Source organism: Spirosoma montaniterrae, assembly GCF_001988955.1.
GTDB classification, from domain to species: domain Bacteria; phylum Bacteroidota; class Bacteroidia; order Cytophagales; family Spirosomataceae; genus Spirosoma; species Spirosoma montaniterrae.
Genome location: NZ_CP014263.1, coordinates 182,663 through 203,318, shown reverse-complemented (window position 1 = coordinate 203,318; position 20,656 = coordinate 182,663). Strand labels below are relative to the sequence as shown.

The 20,656-nt window shown below is 52.9% G+C and carries 20 protein-coding genes and 1 tRNA gene; 8 read left to right on the top strand and 13 right to left on the bottom strand.

Annotated features, from left to right (window positions below; all coding sequences use genetic code 11):
- The first annotated feature begins 100 nt into the window (after positions 1-100).
- A complete protein-coding gene (gene tgt, locus AWR27_RS00830) occupies positions 101-1,231 on the top strand; it encodes a tRNA guanosine(34) transglycosylase Tgt (protein WP_077129445.1) in 1,131 nt (376 codons plus the stop codon).
- Here tgt and AWR27_RS00825 read toward each other — a convergent pair.
- Entirely contained in the window at positions 1,226-2,398 is a 1,173-nt protein-coding gene (locus AWR27_RS00825; RefSeq protein ID WP_077129444.1) for a dipeptidase, read from the bottom strand. The genes tgt and AWR27_RS00825 overlap by 6 nt on opposite strands.
- A gap of 197 nt (positions 2,399-2,595) precedes the next feature.
- Between AWR27_RS00825 and ubiE the strand changes: the two genes are divergently transcribed.
- The 3 genes from ubiE to AWR27_RS00810 all read left to right on the top strand — a co-directional run bounded on the left by ubiE (position 2,596) and on the right by AWR27_RS00810 (position 4,229).
- Positions 2,596-3,330, top strand: a complete 735-nt coding sequence (gene ubiE / locus AWR27_RS00820; protein ID WP_077129443.1) for a bifunctional demethylmenaquinone methyltransferase/2-methoxy-6-polyprenyl-1,4-benzoquinol methylase UbiE — start codon at positions 2,596-2,598, stop codon at positions 3,328-3,330.
- Positions 3,276-4,010: a type IX secretion/gliding motility protein PorT/SprT gene (gene porT / locus AWR27_RS00815; RefSeq protein WP_198045082.1), complete on the top strand. Its 735-nt coding sequence runs from the start codon at positions 3,276-3,278 to the stop codon at positions 4,008-4,010. Before ubiE ends, porT begins: the two co-directional genes overlap by 55 nt.
- A gap of 141 nt (positions 4,011-4,151) precedes the next feature.
- A tRNA-Val gene (locus tag AWR27_RS00810) sits at positions 4,152-4,229 on the top strand.
- Positions 4,230-4,351: 122 nt separating this feature from the next.
- Here the strand turns inward: AWR27_RS00810 and AWR27_RS00805 are convergent.
- From AWR27_RS00805 to AWR27_RS00765, 9 genes are all read right to left on the bottom strand, one after another.
- Positions 4,352-4,894, bottom strand: coding sequence for a hypothetical protein (locus AWR27_RS00805; protein ID WP_077129441.1), 543 nt, complete (start codon positions 4,892-4,894; stop codon positions 4,352-4,354).
- Between the two features lie 107 nt (positions 4,895-5,001).
- The gene (locus tag AWR27_RS00800) at positions 5,002-6,861 is read right to left on the bottom strand and encodes a hypothetical protein (protein WP_077129440.1); all 1,860 of its coding nucleotides are present in this window, start codon (positions 6,859-6,861) and stop codon (positions 5,002-5,004) included.
- Positions 6,858-7,082 carry a hypothetical protein gene (locus tag AWR27_RS00795; RefSeq protein WP_077129439.1) on the bottom strand — a complete coding sequence of 75 codons (225 nt, stop codon included), beginning with the start codon at positions 7,080-7,082 and terminating at the stop codon, positions 6,858-6,860. The genes AWR27_RS00800 and AWR27_RS00795 overlap by 4 nt, the downstream gene beginning before the upstream one ends.
- A 19-nt stretch (positions 7,083-7,101) precedes the next feature.
- Entirely contained in the window at positions 7,102-7,296 is a 195-nt protein-coding gene (locus AWR27_RS00790; protein ID WP_077129438.1) for a hypothetical protein, read from the bottom strand.
- Positions 7,289-7,543: a hypothetical protein gene (locus tag AWR27_RS00785; protein ID WP_077129437.1), complete on the bottom strand. Its 255-nt coding sequence runs from the start codon at positions 7,541-7,543 to the stop codon at positions 7,289-7,291. The genes AWR27_RS00790 and AWR27_RS00785 overlap by 8 nt, the downstream gene beginning before the upstream one ends.
- 588 nt (positions 7,544-8,131) lie before the next feature.
- Complete coding sequence (locus AWR27_RS00780; RefSeq protein ID WP_077129436.1) at positions 8,132-8,920, bottom strand: phytanoyl-CoA dioxygenase family protein; 789 nt, start codon at positions 8,918-8,920, stop codon at positions 8,132-8,134.
- 15 nt (positions 8,921-8,935) lie between these two features.
- Positions 8,936-9,955: a sugar phosphate isomerase/epimerase family protein gene (locus AWR27_RS00775; RefSeq protein WP_077129435.1), complete on the bottom strand. Its 1,020-nt coding sequence runs from the start codon at positions 9,953-9,955 to the stop codon at positions 8,936-8,938.
- Between the two features lie 11 nt (positions 9,956-9,966).
- The gene (locus AWR27_RS00770) at positions 9,967-11,373 is read right to left on the bottom strand and encodes a Gfo/Idh/MocA family protein (RefSeq protein WP_077129434.1); all 1,407 of its coding nucleotides are present in this window, start codon (positions 11,371-11,373) and stop codon (positions 9,967-9,969) included.
- Positions 11,370-11,690, bottom strand: coding sequence for a LamG domain-containing protein (locus AWR27_RS00765; protein WP_077129433.1), 321 nt, complete (start codon positions 11,688-11,690; stop codon positions 11,370-11,372). The genes AWR27_RS00770 and AWR27_RS00765 overlap by 4 nt, the downstream gene beginning before the upstream one ends.
- 129 nt (positions 11,691-11,819) lie before the next feature.
- On the opposite strand from AWR27_RS00765, the gene AWR27_RS00760 reads away from it, so the two are divergent.
- Positions 11,820-12,755 carry a helix-turn-helix domain-containing protein gene (locus AWR27_RS00760; protein ID WP_077129432.1) on the top strand — a complete coding sequence of 312 codons (936 nt, stop codon included), beginning with the start codon at positions 11,820-11,822 and terminating at the stop codon, positions 12,753-12,755.
- Here the strand turns inward: AWR27_RS00760 and AWR27_RS00755 are convergent.
- Entirely contained in the window at positions 12,692-14,122 is a 1,431-nt protein-coding gene (locus AWR27_RS00755) for an arylsulfatase (protein WP_077129431.1), read from the bottom strand. The genes AWR27_RS00760 and AWR27_RS00755 overlap by 64 nt on opposite strands.
- A 47-nt stretch (positions 14,123-14,169) precedes the next feature.
- Between AWR27_RS00755 and AWR27_RS00750 the strand changes: the two genes are divergently transcribed.
- The 3 genes from AWR27_RS00750 (at position 14,170) to AWR27_RS00740 (ending at position 17,887) form a co-directional block, all read left to right on the top strand.
- Entirely contained in the window at positions 14,170-14,808 is a 639-nt protein-coding gene (locus AWR27_RS00750; RefSeq protein ID WP_083732711.1) for a Crp/Fnr family transcriptional regulator, read from the top strand.
- 142 nt (positions 14,809-14,950) lie between these two features.
- Positions 14,951-15,574 (top strand): hypothetical protein, encoded by a 624-nt coding sequence (locus AWR27_RS00745; protein ID WP_077129429.1) that lies wholly within the window; start codon positions 14,951-14,953, stop codon positions 15,572-15,574.
- Between the two features lie 48 nt (positions 15,575-15,622).
- Positions 15,623-17,887, top strand: a complete 2,265-nt coding sequence (locus tag AWR27_RS00740) for an NADP-dependent malic enzyme (protein WP_077129428.1) — start codon at positions 15,623-15,625, stop codon at positions 17,885-17,887.
- A 151-nt stretch (positions 17,888-18,038) separates the two neighbouring features.
- On the opposite strand, the gene atpG is transcribed toward AWR27_RS00740, so the two are convergent.
- Positions 18,039-18,932 (bottom strand): ATP synthase F1 subunit gamma, encoded by an 894-nt coding sequence (gene atpG / locus AWR27_RS00735; protein ID WP_077129427.1) that lies wholly within the window; start codon positions 18,930-18,932, stop codon positions 18,039-18,041.
- Between the two features lie 14 nt (positions 18,933-18,946).
- Positions 18,947-20,521 (bottom strand): F0F1 ATP synthase subunit alpha, encoded by a 1,575-nt coding sequence (gene atpA, locus AWR27_RS00730; RefSeq protein ID WP_077129426.1) that lies wholly within the window; start codon positions 20,519-20,521, stop codon positions 18,947-18,949.
- Between the last annotated feature and the right edge of the window lie 135 nt (positions 20,522-20,656).

Here is a 20,656-nt window from a genome sequence, read left to right as displayed (position 1 = left end):
GGATTGGACGGATGTTACAGATTTACACCGATTTATTTTACCGATTTCGTGTAGATCCGCACAATCCGCGTCATCCGCGTTCCATCCTTATCTTTGTGCTATGACTTTTTCGATTACTGCCCATGATCCGCAGTCAAAGGCCCGCACGGGTACGCTGACCACCGATCACGGGCCAATTCAGACACCAATTTTCATGCCCGTTGGTACGGCGGGAACCGTAAAAGCCGTTCATCAGCGCGAACTCGAAACCGACGTTAACGCCGAAATCATCCTCGGCAATACCTACCACCTCTATCTGCGCCCCGGCCTCGACGTGCTGAACGGAGCCGGTGGACTGCACGGCTTCAACGGCTGGCAGCGGCCTATTCTGACCGATTCGGGTGGGTATCAGGTGTATTCACTGTCGAATACACGCAAGATTAAAGAAGAAGGCGTTACGTTCAAATCGCACATCGACGGTTCCAGTCACCGCTTCACGCCCGAAGGAGTTATGGACATTCAGCGCACAATCGGGGCCGACATCATCATGGCTTTCGACGAGTGTACGCCCTACCCCTGTGAGTACGGCTACGCCCGACAGTCGATGGAGATGACGCACCGCTGGCTCGACCGCTGCATTGCCCGCTTCGACGGCACCGACGGCTATTACGGCTATCGACAAACGCTCTTCCCGATTGTGCAGGGCAGCACCTACCCCGATTTGCGCCGACAGTCTGCCGAAGTCATCGCCAGTAAAGAGCGCGAAGGCAACGCCATTGGGGGGCTGGCCGTGGGCGAACCCGCCGAGGAAATGTATGCCATGATTGAGTTAGTGAACGAGATTCTGCCCGCCGACAAACCCCGCTACCTGATGGGCGTTGGCACACCCGCCAACATTCTGGAAGCCATTGCGCGGGGCGTCGATATGTTCGATTGTGTGATGCCAACCCGCAACGCCCGGCACGGCCTGTTGTTCACTACAGCAGGCATTATCAACATCAAAAACGAAAAATGGAGCCGTGATTACAGCCCCATCGACGCGGAGTTGGGCGGCTATGCCAGTACGTTTTACAGCAAATCGTATCTGCGCCACCTGTTCAAAGCCGACGAACTGCTGGGCGGGCAAATCGCCAGTCTGCAAAACCTGACCTTCTATCTCTGGTTGGTTCGGCAGGCACGAACTCATATCGCAGCGGGCGATTTTATATCGTGGAAAAACGAGATGGTGGTCCGGCTGATGCAGCGGTTATAACCGCTTCGCCTGACTCAGCACGCGCAGTAGATTGCCGCCCCAGATTTTGGCGACGTCTTTTTCTGAATAGCCCCGTTTCAGGAGTTCGGCGGTCAGGTTTTCGATCTGGCTTACGTCTTCCAGACCATTGACGCCCCCGCCCCCATCGAAATCAGACCCGATACCCACGTTATCGACGCTGGTAAGCTTTACAATGTGATCGATGTGGTTGACGATGTCAGTCAGGCTGGCGCGTTCCTGGGCGTAAACGCGCTTCACGGAGTCGGTCAGAGCCTGCTGCCGGGCCTCCTGTTCGGGCGAGGCTACACGGCCTACGTTCGCCATCCGAATTTTGGTTAACGCCTGCCGGTGCGCTTCGGAGGGTTTACGCAGATAATCGCTCACGAAATTGACCTGCACTACCCCACCTTTGGCAGCAATGGCCCGAATCATGTCGTCGGTCATGTTTCGAGGGAAATCGCAGAGAGCGCGGGCGTTGGAATGCGACGCTATCACCGGAGCTTTGGAGAGTTCGAGTACGTCGTAAAACGTTTTATCGGATGTGTGCGAAATATCGATCATAATACCGAGCCGGTTCATTTCCTGCACCACCTGCCGCCCAAACGCGCTCAGGCCGTTATGTTCCGGCCCGTCGGGATCGGTCGATGAATCGCAGATGGCGTTGTTGGCGAAGTGCGACAACGTAATGTACCGGCATCCCAAATCGTAGTAGGTCTTCAACAGACTCAGGTCTTCGCCTACCGGATAGCCGTTTTCCATGCCAATAAAAATGGCGCGTTTCCCGGCTTTTTCGAGTCGGTACGCATCGGCGGGCGTGGTAGCGAGTTCGGCCAGTTTCGGATATTTTTTCAGGGCGTCGTGAATCAGTTCGAACTGGTGCAGGGCATTGCGTTTGGCTTCGGCATGGCCTTCGGGTGTGCGCGGCCCCTGCGCGGTGTACACGGCGAAGAACATGGCATCCATGCCGCCGTCTTTCATGCGCGGAAAATCAATCTGCGACATGTCGCGCCGGGTATCGTGCCGCTGCCCCACGTCGAAGCCGGGTTTCTGCATCATAATTGGCGCGTCGGCGTGCGTATCGAGCGTAAGCATACGCTGGTGAACGGTTTTGGGGGGCAACAGTAGCAGCGGAAAAGAAAGTAACAGGGGCAGAATCGGGTTCGGCATTGCGTTGATTGTATAAGACATCAGCAAACTACGCAGAACCGCCCCCAAACGCAATGTCCGGTCTGCCGAAACTTTCCTGCAAAACAAGAGGTTTGGGCAAAGAGTGAAAGAGCGAAAGAGTGAAAGAGCGGAAGAGCCTGTCACGAAGTTGCTCTCTCGCTCTTTCGCTCTTTCGCTCTTTCACTCTTTCACTCTTTATGATAGTTCCCTATAAAGAAAAAGCTACCTCCAAGCGCGAGCAGGTTGCCGAGATGTTCGACAATATTTCGCCGAAGTACGATCTGTTAAATCATGTTCTGAGTGGTGGTATCGACATTCTCTGGCGCAAACGGGCCATCCGCGAACTGCGTAAAGCGTTGGCACCCAACGCCCCCAAACGCATACTCGACATTGCCACCGGCACCGGCGATTTCGCGCTGGAAGCCCTCGCGCTGAAGCCCGAAAAAATAGTCGGCATGGACATTTCGGAAGGCATGCTGAGCGTAGGACGGGAGAAAATGAAGAAACGCGGGGTCGATCAGATCATCGAGATGCGGCTGGGGGATTCAGAAGGTTTACCCCTGCCAGACAATGATTTTGATGCTGTCATCGTTGCATTTGGTGTACGTAACTTTGAGAACCTGCAAAAAGGGCTGACCGATATGCACCGCGTAACGCGCCCCGGTGGCGTGTGTGTGGTGCTGGAGTTCTCGAACCCGCGTCAGTTTCCGTTTAAACAACTATACGGTTTTTACTCCCGAACCATCCTGCCGCTCATTGGGCGCGTGGTCAGTAAAGATTCGTCGGCTTATACCTACCTGCCCGAGTCGGTGCAGGCGTTTCCCGACGGTTCTGACTTTCTGCGCATTTACGAAGCGGCTGGTTTTACGAATACGAAATGTATACCGCTTACCTTCGGCGTTGCGTCTATTTATATCGGCCACAAACGGTAGTCTTTGCCGGGCTATTGGCACTGATGGGTTTTCAGGCACAGGCACAGGGCTACAAATACGTCCGCAAACACCTCGAACGCTACGACGACCGCGATATTCACTACGGCTTTTTCTTCGCACTGCCCGTTACGCGCTTCAGCATTCGGCACAGCCCGGCGTTTATGCAGCAGGATTCGGCCTACCGGATTTACTCGCCCAACAAAGGCAGTTTCCGCGTTGGTTTTGTGGTTAACGCCCGGCTCAACGACCGCTTCGACGTTCGGCTAACGCCTTCGGTATCACTGTTTAGCCGCGAGGTACAGTATGACTATCCGAACAGCGCGTCGAAGGTTGAACGGCGCGAATCGACCTGGGTCGATTTGCCACTGCTGCTGAAATACAAGTCTGAACGGCGAAACAACTCGCGGATGTATTTGCTGGCGGGCGGTATGTTCAGCATTGAATCGAATGTACGCCGGAAAGAAAACATCGGTGTCAGTCGGCTCAGTACGGGTACAATGGATTTCTCTGTTGAGTACGGCCTCGGCTTCGAGCAGTTTTTCGAGTACTTCAAACTTGCACCCGAACTGCGCTTTTCGCATGGGTTGGTCAATTTGTATCGCCCCACCACCAATGCCGCCGGTATCGGCATCGACCGGTTAACCACGCACACCGTTACGCTCTACTTAAATTTTGAGTAATGGCTGTTTCGTATGGTTTGGTTTTCAAAGACTTACAAAAAACTTGAAAATTTCTCGCCAGATTTCTTGCAAAACGATAAAGTAGCCTGCTATATTTGCACTCCCAAACGACAACAACGGGCGGGAAAATAAAGTAAACAAGGGAGTTTAGCTCAGCTGGTTCAGAGCATCTGCCTTACAAGCAGAGGGTCGGCGGTTCGAACCCGTCAACTCCCACCATTGAAAATCAAGCACTTATCAGAAATGGTAAGTGCTTTTTTGTTAGCCAATTCTGCATACAAAATAGCGTTGCGCTGGCTTCGGTTAGATGAGCCGCCGAAGTCGGGCTATGTCAACCTGCCCTACCCGTTTTCAGTTGGCTTGTCTGAGTCTTCGTCAGCCTTTTGCTTTTGGCCGATTCGGAAGACGTAGGCCAACGCTCTTAAAACCGTACAGGCAATTGTGGCTGCAGCCGTCGGGTGTCCCTCATAAACAAGATAACCGCAAAGGGCTACGACTAAACAGATGGCAGCGAACCCTAATCTGACGCGAAGTTGGGCCAGCCCGAATTGACGTTTTATTGAAGCCATTTCCATGTCGCGCCGATGAATGCTTTCAATCTCGGTCATTGACAGCATCCGATCTACCCATCGGCTGAAGGCATCGCGGCTAAATAAAAGCCGTTCTGATTTTCCCCTGATTACAACGCCTTCGGGCATCTGGGCAACGTTGGCCTCAGAACAATCCGTAGTTTCTTTCTCCTGCTTCTCGCTCAGGACTGGCGCGGCATCGGCGGTGGGGAGCAGAACGGCTGGGCTGGTTTTAGCCATTGCCCGTAATACTGATTTCTCAATCAGGTTTTCTAACTCAGATAGCTGTGTGGGGCTTAAAAGAATGTCGTTCATAGCCGATATTTTTTTGTTTCGGCTACAAATAAAGTAGTGATTTTACCGACAAAAGCAAGGGCGCGTTACCCTGTTTGCACCGGGTGTAAACAGGGTATTTGGTGCAATTAGTACGTACTTGCTGGCTGAATAAAGGCAAGGTTATTTGTATGGCCGGTCTGTAGTTTTGTCTTTTTTACAAGGTCTATGCTTACGTCAAGACCAAATGTATTTTTTGCTATGCTGACAATTTGCGCGTTTGAAGGCTTCGTGTTGTTGTGGTAGAAGCCCTGCGCGTGAAGATGTTTTATCAGGGCTATTAACGTCCCTTTTGCTCCCACTGATTCGTCAATCCATAAAAACGTACCCGGTTGGCACCATTGCTTTTTAACTAGTAAACCCATCACAGTAGCGTACTTGCTTGAATGCTCAAAGCACTTTTCCAATGTGTCTCGTAATGGCTTATCCGGCTTATCCGATACGGGGGCAGGTTGCAGGGGCGGGATGGTGTGTGTTGGCTCTTGCTCTAAAAATCGCTTGAACTCGACCAGTCCCCATAACATAGCGAACGTTTCCATTTGACGACTTCTATAAAACTCCCCCCATTTGATGGCGTGTATGCCCTCTAATTCCCGTTCGATTAGAATAGTTGCTTTCTCTATCTGCTCTTTTACATTAGGCATTATGGGATTCTTTTTCATATCCATAATACCTAATGTCTGATTTACCTGAATCTCATCCCTTACCCAACTTAGGTGTACTGCTCTGCTTCGTTCGGTTCGCTCCTTTGACAGATAGTCCGCTTTCAGTTCGTCAAAATCGGGGCGGTGCTTGAGAAAGGGACGGTTTAGCGGAATAATAAACTTTTGTTTCAGGAAGCAATGAAAAAAGTACAGCTTATTCCGGTTGGCTTTTTCCTCAGTTGTCTTGTATACAGGTAAGTGCCAATGTTTGTATGGCACTTCATTACCTTCCTCATCAAAAAATGTATCTCCATTAGAACCCTCAACAAATTGTCTCTCAGGTATTATAAAGCCGCATAAAATCAGGGGATTATATAAGGGATAACCCATTGCATGACACATATCAATATAGTAAACTGTGCGGTCAGCATCCTCATCAAGGCTGTTCATGTACTCAGTAAATGTATCAACCATTGCATAACGATAGGCGAGGTCAGTACGTAGTCGTTCGGTATCGTAGGTAGGTTCTTGCGGCTGCATCTTATAATTAACAGATTGTGTCACAAGGTACGGGGTGGTACTGGCTGGTATAGCGGGAGAAGGAGGGGGAGAACATTTAGATAGATGTTTATTAAAATGGGTTTTCAGAATGGCGTACTTCGTTTTATAGTTTTCGATTACAATCGGGCTCTGATTACCCAAAATAGATTCAATAGCTAAATGCCTATTTTCTCTGTCTTCGAGTATAGTATTACGAATGTTGTTTGTGAGATTCCGACTTTTAAGCCGGGCAAGCAAGGTGCATATATCACCTGCAATCGATTTGGCATCCGGTCTATTATCATACTGTTCTGTGTGAAAATCACTCAGAACTAATTTCTGTAACAAGTCGAAATTTTCGCCTATTTCAATCAGGGTTTTGACGTTGTGCGTTTGGCTGAGGTCATGGCTATAAAATGAGTTTGACAACAACCCTTCCTTAAGCTTCTGGTGAAATTCCGCTTCAATGTCGTATAGCCGCTTTTCAATGTCGATGGTTGGTATAAACTGTGCCGCTACAACTTTCTGACTACTCGAAACGGCAGTTTTTTTGTTCGCTTCTGCAAACCCATTATTAATTTCCTTGTCAGTTAAATACTGTGCTGTGTAAAGGTAACTATCAGGCTTTTGCTCGGTCTGTATAAATTCAGTATAAAGGTCGTTTCTGAACTGTCTATCGCTTTCGATAAGAGACTTAAATGGGAATTTCACTTGCCCAAACTGCCTGATAAAGTCTCGGTAGTTTTTTGTTGATTTACTCATCATCGAAAGAGTTTTATCTGTTCATCTTTCGATACTATGCCGTTAAATTCAGTCACGTAGGGACGCAACTGTTCCATGTCCGTAACGCCAAAATTCCGCATAGCATCAGGAAGGGACATACCCAGATTTAGCATACGGAACACGGCAAAGGCTATGTGCTTCTTTTCGGTTTCGGGGTCAAGGTTAAATTCTTCGTGCATAGCTGCTGTTAGTTCGTCTTTCATGTTTTTCCTGTTGAGGGTATTAACCGGTCAGATGGTCGGCTAATCGCTGTTTGAGTGCCGATAGAGTAGCGGCTGGCACCCGGCCAATAATTTGTACTATATCAGTGGGCGGAATAGCTACCAGATTACTTAATCGAACGACTGACGTTTGTTTCAGTGCGTTGGTAGAAGTAGGGATTAGCACCTCATCAAAGCCGGGTATCTGCTCATTCATGATTTTTCGAGAGTTCTAAGGCGGGTACGTCGTCATAATCGGGTTCATCTTCGCCGTAAGCGCGGTTGAGCGCGGCATGACTGAATAACCGCCATTCAGCGCGTTCCTCGGCTTCTTCCTGCTGACCTCGAATAAGGTTTAACAGAGTATCAACCAACGGGTTTAGCTGTTGGTCATGCTGTTGCAGGTCAAGCGTTAAAATCTTGGGGTTGCCCTGTGGGTCATTGATTACTGATAGTCCTTGCATGGTTTTTGTCGGGGTTAAAGCTGTCTATCAAGATCAGAATCAACGGTCTGGGTGGCAAACCGGATAAACAGCGGTAGCGGCTTACATCTCAATATAACGCTCTTTTTCGGATTCTAAAAGACTGTTTACATTTTAGCCATTCTTCAGTTGTTGCACTTTACCCCCGGCCTAAAGGGGTGAGGTTTACCCACAAGGTTGTTAGGTCGCTACGCGACGGAACGCTTCTTAATTTTGCCAATAGCCTACAAACATTAGGTCGCTACGCGACGAATAGATTGCATAAAAGTGTGGGTAAACCTCACCCCTAAAGGGAGCCTTCGCGCGACCGTAGAAGTCCCCTTTAGGCCGGGCCGACGCTTCGGCGGGGCGCATCCTTGATGACTGGGAAATATAAAATTTAGACAGCCTATAGACAAGAATAAAATAATTATTACATACAAACGAATTAACTGCTCGTCACTAATAGATGCATTGCATCTGTCGCGAAAAGCCCTCTATAAGCCTATGTAGGTATGTTTACTAACCAAACCCTGAGCATCAAAGCCGCCAACCCAACTGCCAACACATCGGCGTTGGAAACGGAGGTTGCTACTTAGCCAGGAAATCGGCGGTTTCGGTAATGCCCATTTTAGCTTCGGTCAGCAGATCGCCCGTGAATGGCTCGATTGGCATATAACTACTCTCGTGAATGTCTTTATAAGGTTTGTTGCTGATTAGATTATAGGCCGTAATGATCGACCAGCGGGGCTTGTCCGACAGGTTGGCCGCTGACGCATGGAGGGTATTGCAATGAAAAAAGGCCGTGTCGCCCGGTTCCATCTCCAGGTATTCCAGCGGCATGATTTTCAGGGCTTCGTTCACCTTTTCCATATCGGCCCCAACCTGCCCACCTGAGAAGCCATGTTCGACCCGGCCCATCCGGTGGGAGCCTTTAATCATTTGCAGACAGCCGTTCTCCTTAGTGGCCGGAGTCAAGGCCGTCAGCACCGATAGCATATCGGGAAACAGGAATCCGTTGTTTTTATACCAGTAGCCATAGTCCTGATGCCACTCCCAGGCACCGCCCGTGCGGGGTTCCTTCTGCATCAGTTTGGAGTGGTAATGCGCAGCCCGACCGCCCAGAATCTGCTCCACAGCCTGCACGATTCGGGCCGAGCGGGCAAATTTGCTGTACAGACTGTCGTCTAAGGCGTACCACAGAGCCAGCCGGGTTTTCAGGCCCGATGCATCGACACGGGCGTAGGTTTTCTGGCTTAGCACATCATCGCTCACCGCTACGGCGTAAAGCCGCTCGACTTCGGCGGGTGAGAACAGGTTGCGGACGATAACGTAACCGTCGCGCTGGTAGGTTTCCAGATGTTCGGTTGTAAACGACATAATGACAAAAAATGGTCAGCGAAGTCGCGGGAAACGGGTTTGGTATTCTTGCCAGACCGCCATTGTCTGGCGGAGGTTGGTGGGTTTATCGCCTTTCAGCGCGTAGAACTGCACCCCAATGGGGCCGCGAAATCCCAGTTCCTGCACGGCGTATCGAACCAGTTCGTAGGTGTCGAAGCTGCCCGTTCCGAGTAGTTTGATATAGTCGTTCCAGAGTCCGCCCGGCTCTTTTGCCGCCTGAGTCAGCGGCACATCGTTGGCTCCGCAAATGGTCATCATTTTCAGGTGGGGTTTCAGCTTGGCCAGCAGCGGCTTCCAGTCGTAACGAAAAGCTACCGGTCCGCCTTCCCGCGTGGCCAACCAATGACAGAGGTTGAAAGTCAGTCCCACGTTTGGGCGAGCCACCTGCTCCACAAGTTGTAAAGCGTGGTCGGCCCGTTCCACATAAAAACCTACATGGGGATAGAGAGCAATTGTCAGCCCGGCGGCTTTGGCCCAATCGGCCATCTGCCGCAGGTGCCGCACCACCACGCTATCGGCCACGCCTGACGATGCGGGATGCCGCCCAGCGGAATGCCGCCCAGCGGAATGCCGCCCAGCGGAATGCCGCCCAGGAGGAAACCGGGTTTTATCGCCGACGATGAAGGGGGCCAATATGGTTTTGCTCCCGGCCAACGCCCGGATGTAGGGTTCAATACGCGGGTCTAACTCCGGCTGGTCGAGGTTGACACGGATGTAGAAATACGAGCCGGTAAATCGGTGCTTGTCCAGCGCGGTTTTCATGCCCTCGAACGACTCCAGTTGGTTGATCTCCACGCCATCGTAACCGAGACTTTTAATCAGCGCAACTTGCTGATCGAACGTTTTGTACGTCGAATCGCCCCGGATGGCATTGTGCAATACGAAAAAATCGTTGGGGACGGTTCGACGCTCAACGGTTCGACACTCGGTAGCCCGTTTTATCCGTTTTGGCGGGTGGGCAGTCGTTGTCAGGCAGACAATGAGCAGGCCGAGCAACAATTGAATTCGTCTCATAACTATCAGGGTTACATGATCCACTCTTTGCGGGCCAGCGGAGCGGTCAGTAGGGCGTTGGCCGCGTTGTTGCCCACAAACTGCTCTTTCTCAGGATTCCAGACTAACTTCTCGCCCGGCGAGCCGGTAGACGCACCTAATTGGCAGGCAATCAGACCAATCTGCGAAATGGAAATGGTTCGGTGGCCCACTTCGATGGGTTCGAGCGTTTTGCGGCCTGTTTTCACCGCGTCGATAAAATCGGGTTTGTCCCAAAGCGTTTTCGAGAGGTCCAGTTCGCCTTCCTGCGGTTTTGAGGTAAGCAGGGCCGGGTTACTGCTGGTCAATACGCCGGGAAAACCTTCTACCAGAATCCAGCCCGTCGAACCGGTATATTTGATACCCGGCTTACTGGTGAGCGTTTGCTGGCAGGTCATCTCAACCCCGTTGGCATAGCGATACATTACCTGGAAATTGATCATCGAGTTCCACAAACTTTTCGGAAACTCCCCTTTTCCAAAAACCTCTACCGGCCCCGAGTATTCGCTGTTGTTGGCCCACTGGGCCATGTCGAAATAGTGGGCACCCCAGTTGGCAATCATGCCCTGCGCATAGGTGTCTACACGCATCCAGTTGGGTCGTTTCAGAATGTCGAAAGGCGTATGCACCCGCATATCGGTGTAGGGTACGTAGGGAGCCGGGCCGAGCCACAGGTCGTAATCCAACTCCTTCGGCACGGGCATATCGGCCTGAGCAGGCACGGGGGTTGGGTCGGACGGGAACGAAATCTCGATTTTCTGCAATTGCCCGATGCGCCCGTTTCGCACCAGTTCAACTGCCTGATTCTGTGGGCGAACAGACCGAAACTCACTGTCGGTCCGGTTAACGACGTTGTACTTCGTCAGTGCATCGACCAGCAGTCGCCCCTGCTGTACGCTCAGGCTAAGGGGTTTTTCGCAACTGACGTGTTTTTTGGCGCGGGCCGCCAGTATGCCCATCGGTACGTGCCAGTGGTCGGGGGTTGAGATCATCACGGCATCGATGTCTTTACGGGCGATGATCTCCCGAAAATCACGGTAAGCCGATAGCCCCTTGAAGCTACTACCCGGCGTTGCTTTGGCGTAGTGCCCCTCAATGGTGGCTTTTGCCTTCGCCATGCGCCAGCTATCTACGTCGGAGATGGCGACAAGTTGGGCTTCGGGCACGTCGAGCAGGCCGGGTACGCGGGCACCAATGCTTTTTAAGTCGGCTCCCTGAAGATTTTGCCCATACCCCTGCCGACCGGTACCAATTAATCCGACGGTCACGCGATCCGACGGAGCCGGTCGACCGGTGCGGTTGCCTGTCAGCACCGAAGCCGGTATGATGGTCGGAAAACCGAGAGCTGGTCCGGTGAGAGCTGCTGCGCTACCGGTCTGGAGAAACTGACGACGATTCATGGTAACGGTTTGATTTTCAGGTTTCGGAAGGCAACGTTATGGCCGTGATCCTGCAACAGAATATGGCCTTCGGCGATGGTGGCGAAGCCCGCGTAGTTGTTGAATTTGCTATGTTCACCCCGCAGTTCGCCATCGACTACCTGCCAGCCCTGTCGGGGAAATGTATTGGCATAGGCTCCGCGCCAGCCAGCCGTCGTTTTACCATCGAAGAGCAGTTGCCAGCCTTCCTGCCGCTCCAGGGCGGAGAGCGTGTTAACGGGTTGCGCCAGGCCAACATAGGTCATTTGCACCAGAAGCGTAATCAACAAAAGCCGCATACATTCATCGTTTTGGCAAAATTCCGGTTTTCACTTTACTTATTTTGATAGTCAATTTGCCATTTCTGTTCTGAAATTAGCCTGATAAATCGTTCTTTGGTATAATTTGCAAATCATATATCAATCTGTATGCGCCCCAACCGACTGACGGTGCCCCAGCCCCCGGATGCCTCTTTCCACCTGCGCCACGAACAATCGGCCTACTTCACCAATCCCTGGCACTTCCATCCCGAACTGGAATTAAACTACATCGTAGCCGGCACGGGGACACGGTTCATTGGGCAAAGCGTAGCTCGCTTTGGGCCGGGGGAGATTCTGTTGCTGGGCAGTAACGTACCCCACTATTGGAAAAGCGACCCGGTTCATTACCAACCTAATAGTAGCCTACTGTCTGAAGCAATTGTGGTCCGATTCCGGCCTGATTTTGCCGGGGATTCCTTTTTTACGCTGCCCGAAACGCGGGCTATTCAAGGGCTGCTGGATCGGGCGGTGGTAGGATTGCAGGTGAACGAACCAATGGTGGCCTCAGTAGCCGAAACATTGTGGGCGTTGACGGAGCAGTCCGGGTTTTCTCAACTGATGGCATTCCTGACGCTGTTGCATGAACTGGCCCACTCAACGGCTTTGGTGGCCGTGTCGCCCGGTTACGTGTCTGCCCAGCAGTGGCAAAAGCAGAGCGAACGAATGAGCAAGGTGATTGCCTACCTGCACGATCATTTTACGGAGCCTATTTCACTGGAGCAGGTTGCCGGTATAGCCAACATGAATCCGGCTTCGTTTTGTCGCTATTTCCGCCAGCAAACCGGGTACACGTTAGGCCGGTTCGTAACCGATCTTCGGGTTCGGTATGCGGCAGAATTGCTGATCAGTACCTCCCTTAGCGTGACCGAAGTGGGCGAGCGGGTCGGCTTTGACAATGTCTCCCACTTTGTACAAACATTTCGGAGGTGTCAGCAGCAGACCCCGTTCGTGTTTCGACAGCAACTTAACCGGACCACTCCTTATTTGCCGAAGTTAAAATCACGGGAGGGGGTTCGGGCCGAAGCCAGCAACGTTTTCAGATAGGCTGCTACGTCGGGGGTATGGGTAATCAGATTGGTTTGCTCGGCGGGGTCGCGGCTTAGGTCATACAGTTCATACGCGTCGGCCCGGACCTTGTAAATCAGTTTGTTATTCCCCTGCCGAATGGCCTGCCAGCCGCCCTGCTCGTGAAATTCCCAATAAAGATACGGAGCCGGGGTCTGCTTTCTACGCAGCAGGGTTGGCACAATCGACTGCCCGTCGGTTTTGCTGGCTGGCTTTACTCGGGCCAGGTCGGCTGCGGTAGCGAAGAAATCCCATTGGCCGGTAAGATGGTCGCTCGTACCGGGTTTTACCTGCCCCGGCCACCAGGCAATCAGCGGAGCGCGGATACCGCCTTCGTAGGGGCTGCGCTTCATGCCACGCAGTTGATTACGGGCCGCAAATCGGGCCGGTATGTCTTCGGTAGAGCCGTTGTCGCTGCTAAACAGCACCAGCGTGTTTTCGGCAAGCCCCTGCTGGCTGAGCGTGGTCATCAGTTGCCCCACGTAATCGTCCATGCGGGCAATAGTAGCGGCATAGTTCTTTTCGAGCAGTGTCCAGGCCGGGCCGCCGGGCGGTTCGTTTTCGTAGGGTGTCAGCGTTGGTGCCTGAAACCGCTGCTCTTTCGGAGCTTCGCCATTGTTATGAGGCAGCGTGTAGCTCAGATACAGAAAAAAAGGCTTCTCCGATGGCTGATTTCGGCGTCGTTTCTGAAGAAACGTCACGGCCTCTTTCGTGAACAGGTCGTTGCTATACACGGTTGGCCGGGGCGTAAAACTGCCAAGTCCTTTAAAAAAAGACGTTTTAGGCTCCCAAATCACCTCGTTAGGCAAGCTTTCGCGCTGTCCGTTACGGACTAAGTACGCCGGAAAGTTGTTATGAGCCAGCACCTGATCTAAGTAGCCATAATACTGATCGAATCCCTGCCGGGTTGGTTCGCCGGTAGTGCCTTCGCTGCCCAGCCCCCACTTGCCAAACAAAGCCGTTTCGTAGCCTGCCTGTTTCAATACCTCCGCCACCGTAACGGTTTCGGGCGAGAGCGGCATTTGCCCCGACGGTTCCCATTGTTTGTTGCCCCGCACCTCACAGTGGCCGGTGTGCATCCCCGTCATGAGGGCGCAGCGCGACGGGGCGCAAACCGACGTACCGGCGTAGTGCTGCGTAAACACTAACCCTTCGCGGGCCATGCGGCTCAGGTGGGGCGTTTTAAGCAAATTTCGGCCATATATCTCGATCTCCTCAACGCCCAGATCATCCATGAGGATGTAAATAATGTTGGGCGGGGGTGTTCGCTGTTGCGTATGCGGTATCGTTGGCAACGCTGCCGACAGCCCGACAAGCAGGATCAGACACACAACGGTTTGTTTCATAGATTCTTATGCTTCAGCCTGTTCGCTATTGATTGAAAAGACCCAATATGGCCCGAATACTCTATCTTCGGGCAATCGTCAATGCAACAGCTATCATGTACGACACGCTCAAAGCTACGGTTCAATCGGTACAGCCACTTTCTGAAGCCGAATGGGCGTTGATGCTACCCATGTTCCGGTATCAGGCGGTGAAAAAAGGCGAACAGATACTACAGGCCGGGCAGGTTTGCCATACCATCGACTTCATTGCGGAAGGGGCTTTGCGCATCTTCTTCAACTACGATGGCAAAGACATAAGTCGTCAATTTTTCTTCGAGCGGGCCTTCGTAACCGAACTCGGCAGCTTTCTGACTCAGCAGCCATCGCGCTACAACATCGACGCCGTAGAGCCATGTAAGCTCCTGTCAATCAGCTATGCCGACCTGAACGACCTATACGAGAAAAGCGCGAGTTTCCTGAAGTTTGGCAAACTCATGTCCGATCAGACGGCGATATTCGTTATTAACCGCAACATTGAGCTGGCAACAACCTCGGCCAAAGAACGCTACCTTGCACTCATGCACGAACGCCCGAAAGTGATGAGCCGGGTTCCGCTCCATATGATTGCCTCCTACCTGAACATCACGCCCGAAGCCCTGAGCCGCCTGCGCCGGGACATCGCTAAAACTGACTTTTCTGCCCAATGAAGCCGCCACTTGATGCAGGTCAAGGGTTGGGCGTTCTTTCTTGATGCAGGTCAGCATTCTACCCGCGCTTCCTATTGTACATCAAGGAGCCGCTACGCCGGAGGGCCGAACTTTGTATCGTCAACTTAAACAAGCCAAGACGATGTCATTCTGCCAGCTTCCCAACCTGACCACTGCGGTTCTGCTCGCCCTCGCTGCCTGCTCGGCAACGCCCGCCCAAACCCTCGACTCAGCACCTCAACCGGGCCGCCCAACACCGAACGAACAGCCCGCGCCAGTTCGCCGATGGAGTGTAGAAGCCAACCTGCTCTGGCCCATTTTTCCGGGCAACATCTACTCGGCCAAAGTATTGCGAACCCTCTACAGCAAAGGCCGAACGGCTGGCGAAGCTTACGTGGGTCTGCTGCACCGACCTTATGAATTTCGGGCAGAAGAAGGGCGTTTTTCCAACTCGGCCCTGCTGTTTGGCTACCGGCAATACGTCTGGAAGGGCCTGAACGCCGAATGGTACAACGCCATTGGGCCGGGTCGGCTGGAAGGTTCGGTAGTCGATGGCCGCAGCTACCGCAGCACTGATTACGAAGTGGGCGTGCTGGTAGGCTATACCGTTCGTTTCAATGAGCAACGAAAACTGCCCCTCTATGTCAATCTGCAACCTCTCGGCTTTTCCTATGTTGCCTACCAGTCGAACCGGCATCCTATTGTTGGGCAAACGGCTGAAACACCCATCTACGTTGGAGCCGTTCAGGTAGGGGTGCGGTTCTGAGCAGGTTCAGAAAAACAAATTTCGTGGCAATTAGTACCTTTGCCCGCTATGAACCAGAAGATTAGGCGCGAAGATGCCCTTAACTACCATGCCGAAGGACGACCCGGCAAATTAGAAGTCGTACCCACCAAAGCCTACAACACCCAGCGCGACCTGACGCTTGCCTACTCGCCGGGCGTGGCCGAACCGTGCTTAGCCATTGCCGACAACATCGAAGACGTGTATAAATACACGGCCAAAGGCAACCTCGTAGCCGTAATCTCGAACGGAACAGCAGTACTGGGTCTGGGCGACATTGGCCCTGAAGCCAGCAAACCCGTTATGGAAGGTAAAGGGCTGCTGTTCAAGATTTATGCCGACATCGACGTGTTCGATATTGAATTGGACACCAAAGACGTCGATGAATTTGTGCGGATGGTGAAAATTCTGCAACCTACTTTCGGCGGCATTAACCTCGAAGACATCAAAGCCCCCGAATGTTTCGAGATCGAAGAGCGGCTGAAGCAGGAACTCAGTATTCCAATCATGCACGACGATCAGCACGGCACGGCCATTATCAGCGCGGCTGCCCTGCTCAACGCACTCGAACTGGTTGGCAAAGACATCGATAAGGTAAAAATTCTGGTCAATGGAGCCGGAGCGTCGGCCATTTCCTGCACGAAGCTGTACGTGTCGCTGGGGGCTAAACTCGAAAATATCGTCATGTGCGACAGCAAGGGTGTCATTCGGGCCGACCGTACCGATCTCGATGCCCGCAAAGCAGTTTTTGCCACCTCACGCGATCTACGAACGCTCGAAGAAGCATTTGTTGGGGCCGACGTGTTTGTGGGTCTCTCGAAAGGCAATGTCGTGAATCAGGCAATGGTGCAGTCAATGACCGACAATCCGATTGTCTTCGCGATGGCGAACCCCACGCCCGAAATCAGCTACGACGACGCGATGGCCGCCCGCCCCGACGTAGTCATGGCAACGGGCCGGTCAGACTATCCAAATCAGGTGAACAATGTGCTGGGTTTCCCCTATATTTTTCGGGGCGCACTCGACGTTCGGGCCACGGAAATCAACGAAGCCATGAAATTAGCCGCTGTTCATGCGCTGGCCGACTTAGCTAAGAAAACCGTACCCGATCTGGTAAATTTAGCCTATGGCGAAGCCAATCTGATGTTTGGCCGGAACTACATTATTCCGAAACCCGTTGACCCGCGCTTGCTCACCTACGTGGCTCCGGCAGTAGCACGGGCTGCCATAGAGTCGGGGGTAGCGCGGCAACCCATTACCGATTGGGCCACCTACGAAACGCAACTAACTCAGCGACAGGGTAAAGACAATCGGCTAACGCGGGTCGTGCATACGAAGGCAAAGTCGAATCCGGGCCGGGTTGTGTTTGCCGATGCCGAAAATCCGACTGTTTTGAAAGCCGCCCAGCAAGTGCTGGATGAAGGCATTGCCTACCCTATTCTGCTTGGCAACGAAGCCCTCATCCGCTCTATTCTGGCGCAGAATAACCTTGATCTGGGCAACTCCCCCATTATCGACCCGCGTTCGCCAGAGCAGGCCGGGCCGGTACAGACCTACGCCGACTTATTTTACCAGAAACGCTACCGGAAAGGCATTTCGATGCGCGAGGCACACCGGCGCATGTCGCAACGGAGTTATTTCGGCGTAATGATGGTGGAAAACGGTGAGGCCGACGCGCTGATTTCGGGCCTGAACAGCAACTATCCCGATACAATCCGGCCCGCGCTGCAAGTGATTGGCAAACAACACGGGGTAAAGAAAGTGGCCGGTATGTACATCATGCTGACCAAACGCGGCCCACTCTTTCTGTCGGACACGACGGTAAATTTTGATCCCACCGCCGAAGAAATCGTTGAAATCACCGAACTAACGGCCCACGCCGTCGAGCGTTTCAATGTAAAACCCCGCATCGCACTCGTGACCTATTCCAACTTCGGCAGTGCCAAAGGCGACGATGCTGAAAAAATGAACCGGGCCGTTGAACTGCTGCACGCCAAACGCCCCGACCTGCTCGTAGATGGTGAAATGCAGGCTCACCTCGCTTTCGACACCGACCTGCTTCGGCAGAACTACCCGCTTAGCCGCCTGGTCGATGAGGGGGCCAACACGCTGATTTTTCCGAATCTGTCGTCGGCAAACATTGCCTATAACCTGCTCTCGAAAGTTGCCAATTTCGACACCATCGGTCCGGTACTGCTCGGTTTGCGCAAGCCCGTTCACGTCTTACAGGTCGGTTCGTCGGAGCGCGAAATCGTGAATATGGTTGCCATCGCCGTTACCGAAGCGCAGCGGTAAATACCCCACCCCAACCCCTCCCCATTAGGGAGGGGCTTACTTACGTAAGCGTTATCGCTTGGCCCCTCCCTAATGGGGAGGGGTTGGGGGTGGGGTACAAAAAACACCGCTTTCGGGGCGGTGTTTTTTTATAAAAAAATCTGTATTTGTCTTACGCAGCAGCCAATGCTTCGGCACCGCCAACGATTTCGAGAATCTCGGTTGTGATAGCGGCCTGACGGGTGCGGTTATAGACCAGCCGAAGTTCTTTCAGCAGTTCACCCGCGTTTTCGGTCGCTTTGTCCATCGCGGTCATCCGGGCACCGTGTTCCGATGCGTTCGAGTCCAGCACGGCTTTGTACAACTGCGTTTTCAGCGTCTTCGGAATCAGTTCTGTAACGATTTCTTCTTCCGATGGCTCAAACAGGTAGTTCGTAACCGATGTTGCGCTACCCGCAGCCGCAGCCGGGGGCGTAGGCACGATAGGCAGCATCTGCTCGGTGCGCACGATCTGAACGGCAGCATTGCGGAACTCGTTGTACACAATCTCGACAGCGTCGTACTGACCACTGGCAAATCCGTTCATGGCTTCTTCAGCGGCTGCTTTCACCCTCGAGAAGCTCAGCGATGTAAACACGTCCATGTGAGCCGTGTTGACCCGGAAGCCCCGGCGGATGAATGCTTCGCCCCCTTTCTTGCCAATTGCCATAATCTCGACATTGCCCGAACGCGCCTGTGCTGCGTACTTCTCATCGATCAGGGTAAGCGCGCCTTTCACTACGTTGGTGTTGAAGGCACCGCACAAACCCCGGTCAGACGTAACAACAATCAGGAGTACGCGCTCAACGGGCCGCGCCTGCTTATACGGGCTATCGGTGGCTGTTTCGGCACCTGCCGATACCGTACCCAGCATTTGTTTCAATTTCTGCGCATAAGGCCGAAACTGCGTGATGTTTTCCTGCGCCCGACGCAACTTGGCAGCCGCCACCATTTTCATGGCTTTGGTAATCTGCTGCGTCGAATTCACCGACGTGATACGGCTGCGTACTTCTTTAAGAGATGCCATAGTCTACTTAAAGTTTAGTAATTCGCGGCCAAATCGGCCACTACTTTCCGAATCGTAGATGTGGCTTCATCGCTGAGTTTACCGGCGCGTAGGTCAGCCAGAACAGCGGGGTATTGCGCACTGAGTACCGAACCGAATGCGCTTTCAAAGGCTTTCACTTTTTCAACCGGCACTTTGTCGAGCAGGCCATTGGTCGATGCATAGATGATAGCCACCTGCTGCTCAACCGGCACCGGCGAGTACTGTGGCTGTTTCAGCATTTCCTGATTACGCCGACCCCGCTCGATGGTCAGTTTGGTCGATGCATCGAGGTCGGAGCCGAACTTGGCGAAGGCTTCCAGTTCGCGGAACTGCGCCTGATCGAGTTTCAGCGTACCGGCTACTTTCTTCATCGACTTGATCTGAGCATTACCACCCACCCGCGATACCGAAATACCTACGTTGATGGCCGGACGAATACCCGCGTTGAACAGGTTCGATTCAAGGAAAATCTGCCCGTCGGTAATCGAAATTACGTTGGTCGGAATATAGGCCGATACGTCGCCTGCCTGCGTTTCGATAATCGGCAGAGCCGTCAGCGAACCGCCCCCTTTCACCTTGTCTTTCAGACTCGGCGGCAGGTCGTTCATATTTTTGGCAATATCGTCGTTGGCGTTGATTTTGGCGGCCCGCTCCAGCAACCGGCTGTGCAGGTAGAATACGTCGCCCGGGTAGGCTTCGCGACCGGGCGGACGACGCAGCAACAGCGACACCTCGCGGTAAGCCACGGCCTGCTTCGACAGATCGTCATAAACGACCAATGCCGGACGGCCCGTGTCGCGGAAATATTCACCAATGGCAGCACCCGTAAACGGCGCAAAGAACTGCATCGGCGAAGGGTCCGATGCATTGGCCGACACAATTACGGTATAGTCCATCGCACCGGCTTTGCGGAGCGTGGCCTCTACCTGCTTCACCGTCGATGCTTTCTGACCGCAGGCTACGTAGATGCAGTAAACGGGCTGGCCTTTGTCGTAAAATTCTTTCTGGTTGATGATCGTGTCGATAGCCACAGCGGTTTTCCCCGTCTGACGGTCGCCAATAATCAGCTCGCGCTGACCGCGCCCGATGGGAATCATGGCATCGATAGCCTTGATACCTGTTTGCAGCGGTTCATTTACGGGCTGGCGGAAAATTACACCCGGTGCTTTGCGCTCCAGAGGCATCGCGAACATGTCGCCCTGAATTGGCCCCATACCATCGATAGGCAGACCGAGCGTGTTCACAACCCGGCCCAGAATACCATCACCCACGTTCACGTAGGCAATCTGGTCGGTCCGTTTTACGGTGTCACCTTCTTTGATTTCGGAGTAGTCGCCCAGCAATACGGCCCCTACGTTATCTTCTTCGAGGTTCAGAGCCATGGCCTGAAGGCCGTTTTCGAACGACAGCAATTCACCGGCCTGCACTTTCGAGAGGCCGTAGATACGCGCTACGCCGTCGCCGATTTGCAGCACCGTACCGACTTCTTCGAGTTCAGCCTCGGTTTGAGTTCCGGCCAGTTGCTGGCGCAGGATGGCTGATATCTCGTCGGGTCTTACGGATTCCATATGTATAGGATGAGATTAAAACGATTGATTTCAGGCCGCAAAGGTACGATTAAAAATTGATAAAAACGTGTTACCCGCCCGATTTGCAAACTGATTGTTAGACTTTTCTAATAAGGCCCGCCAGAAACTGTTATC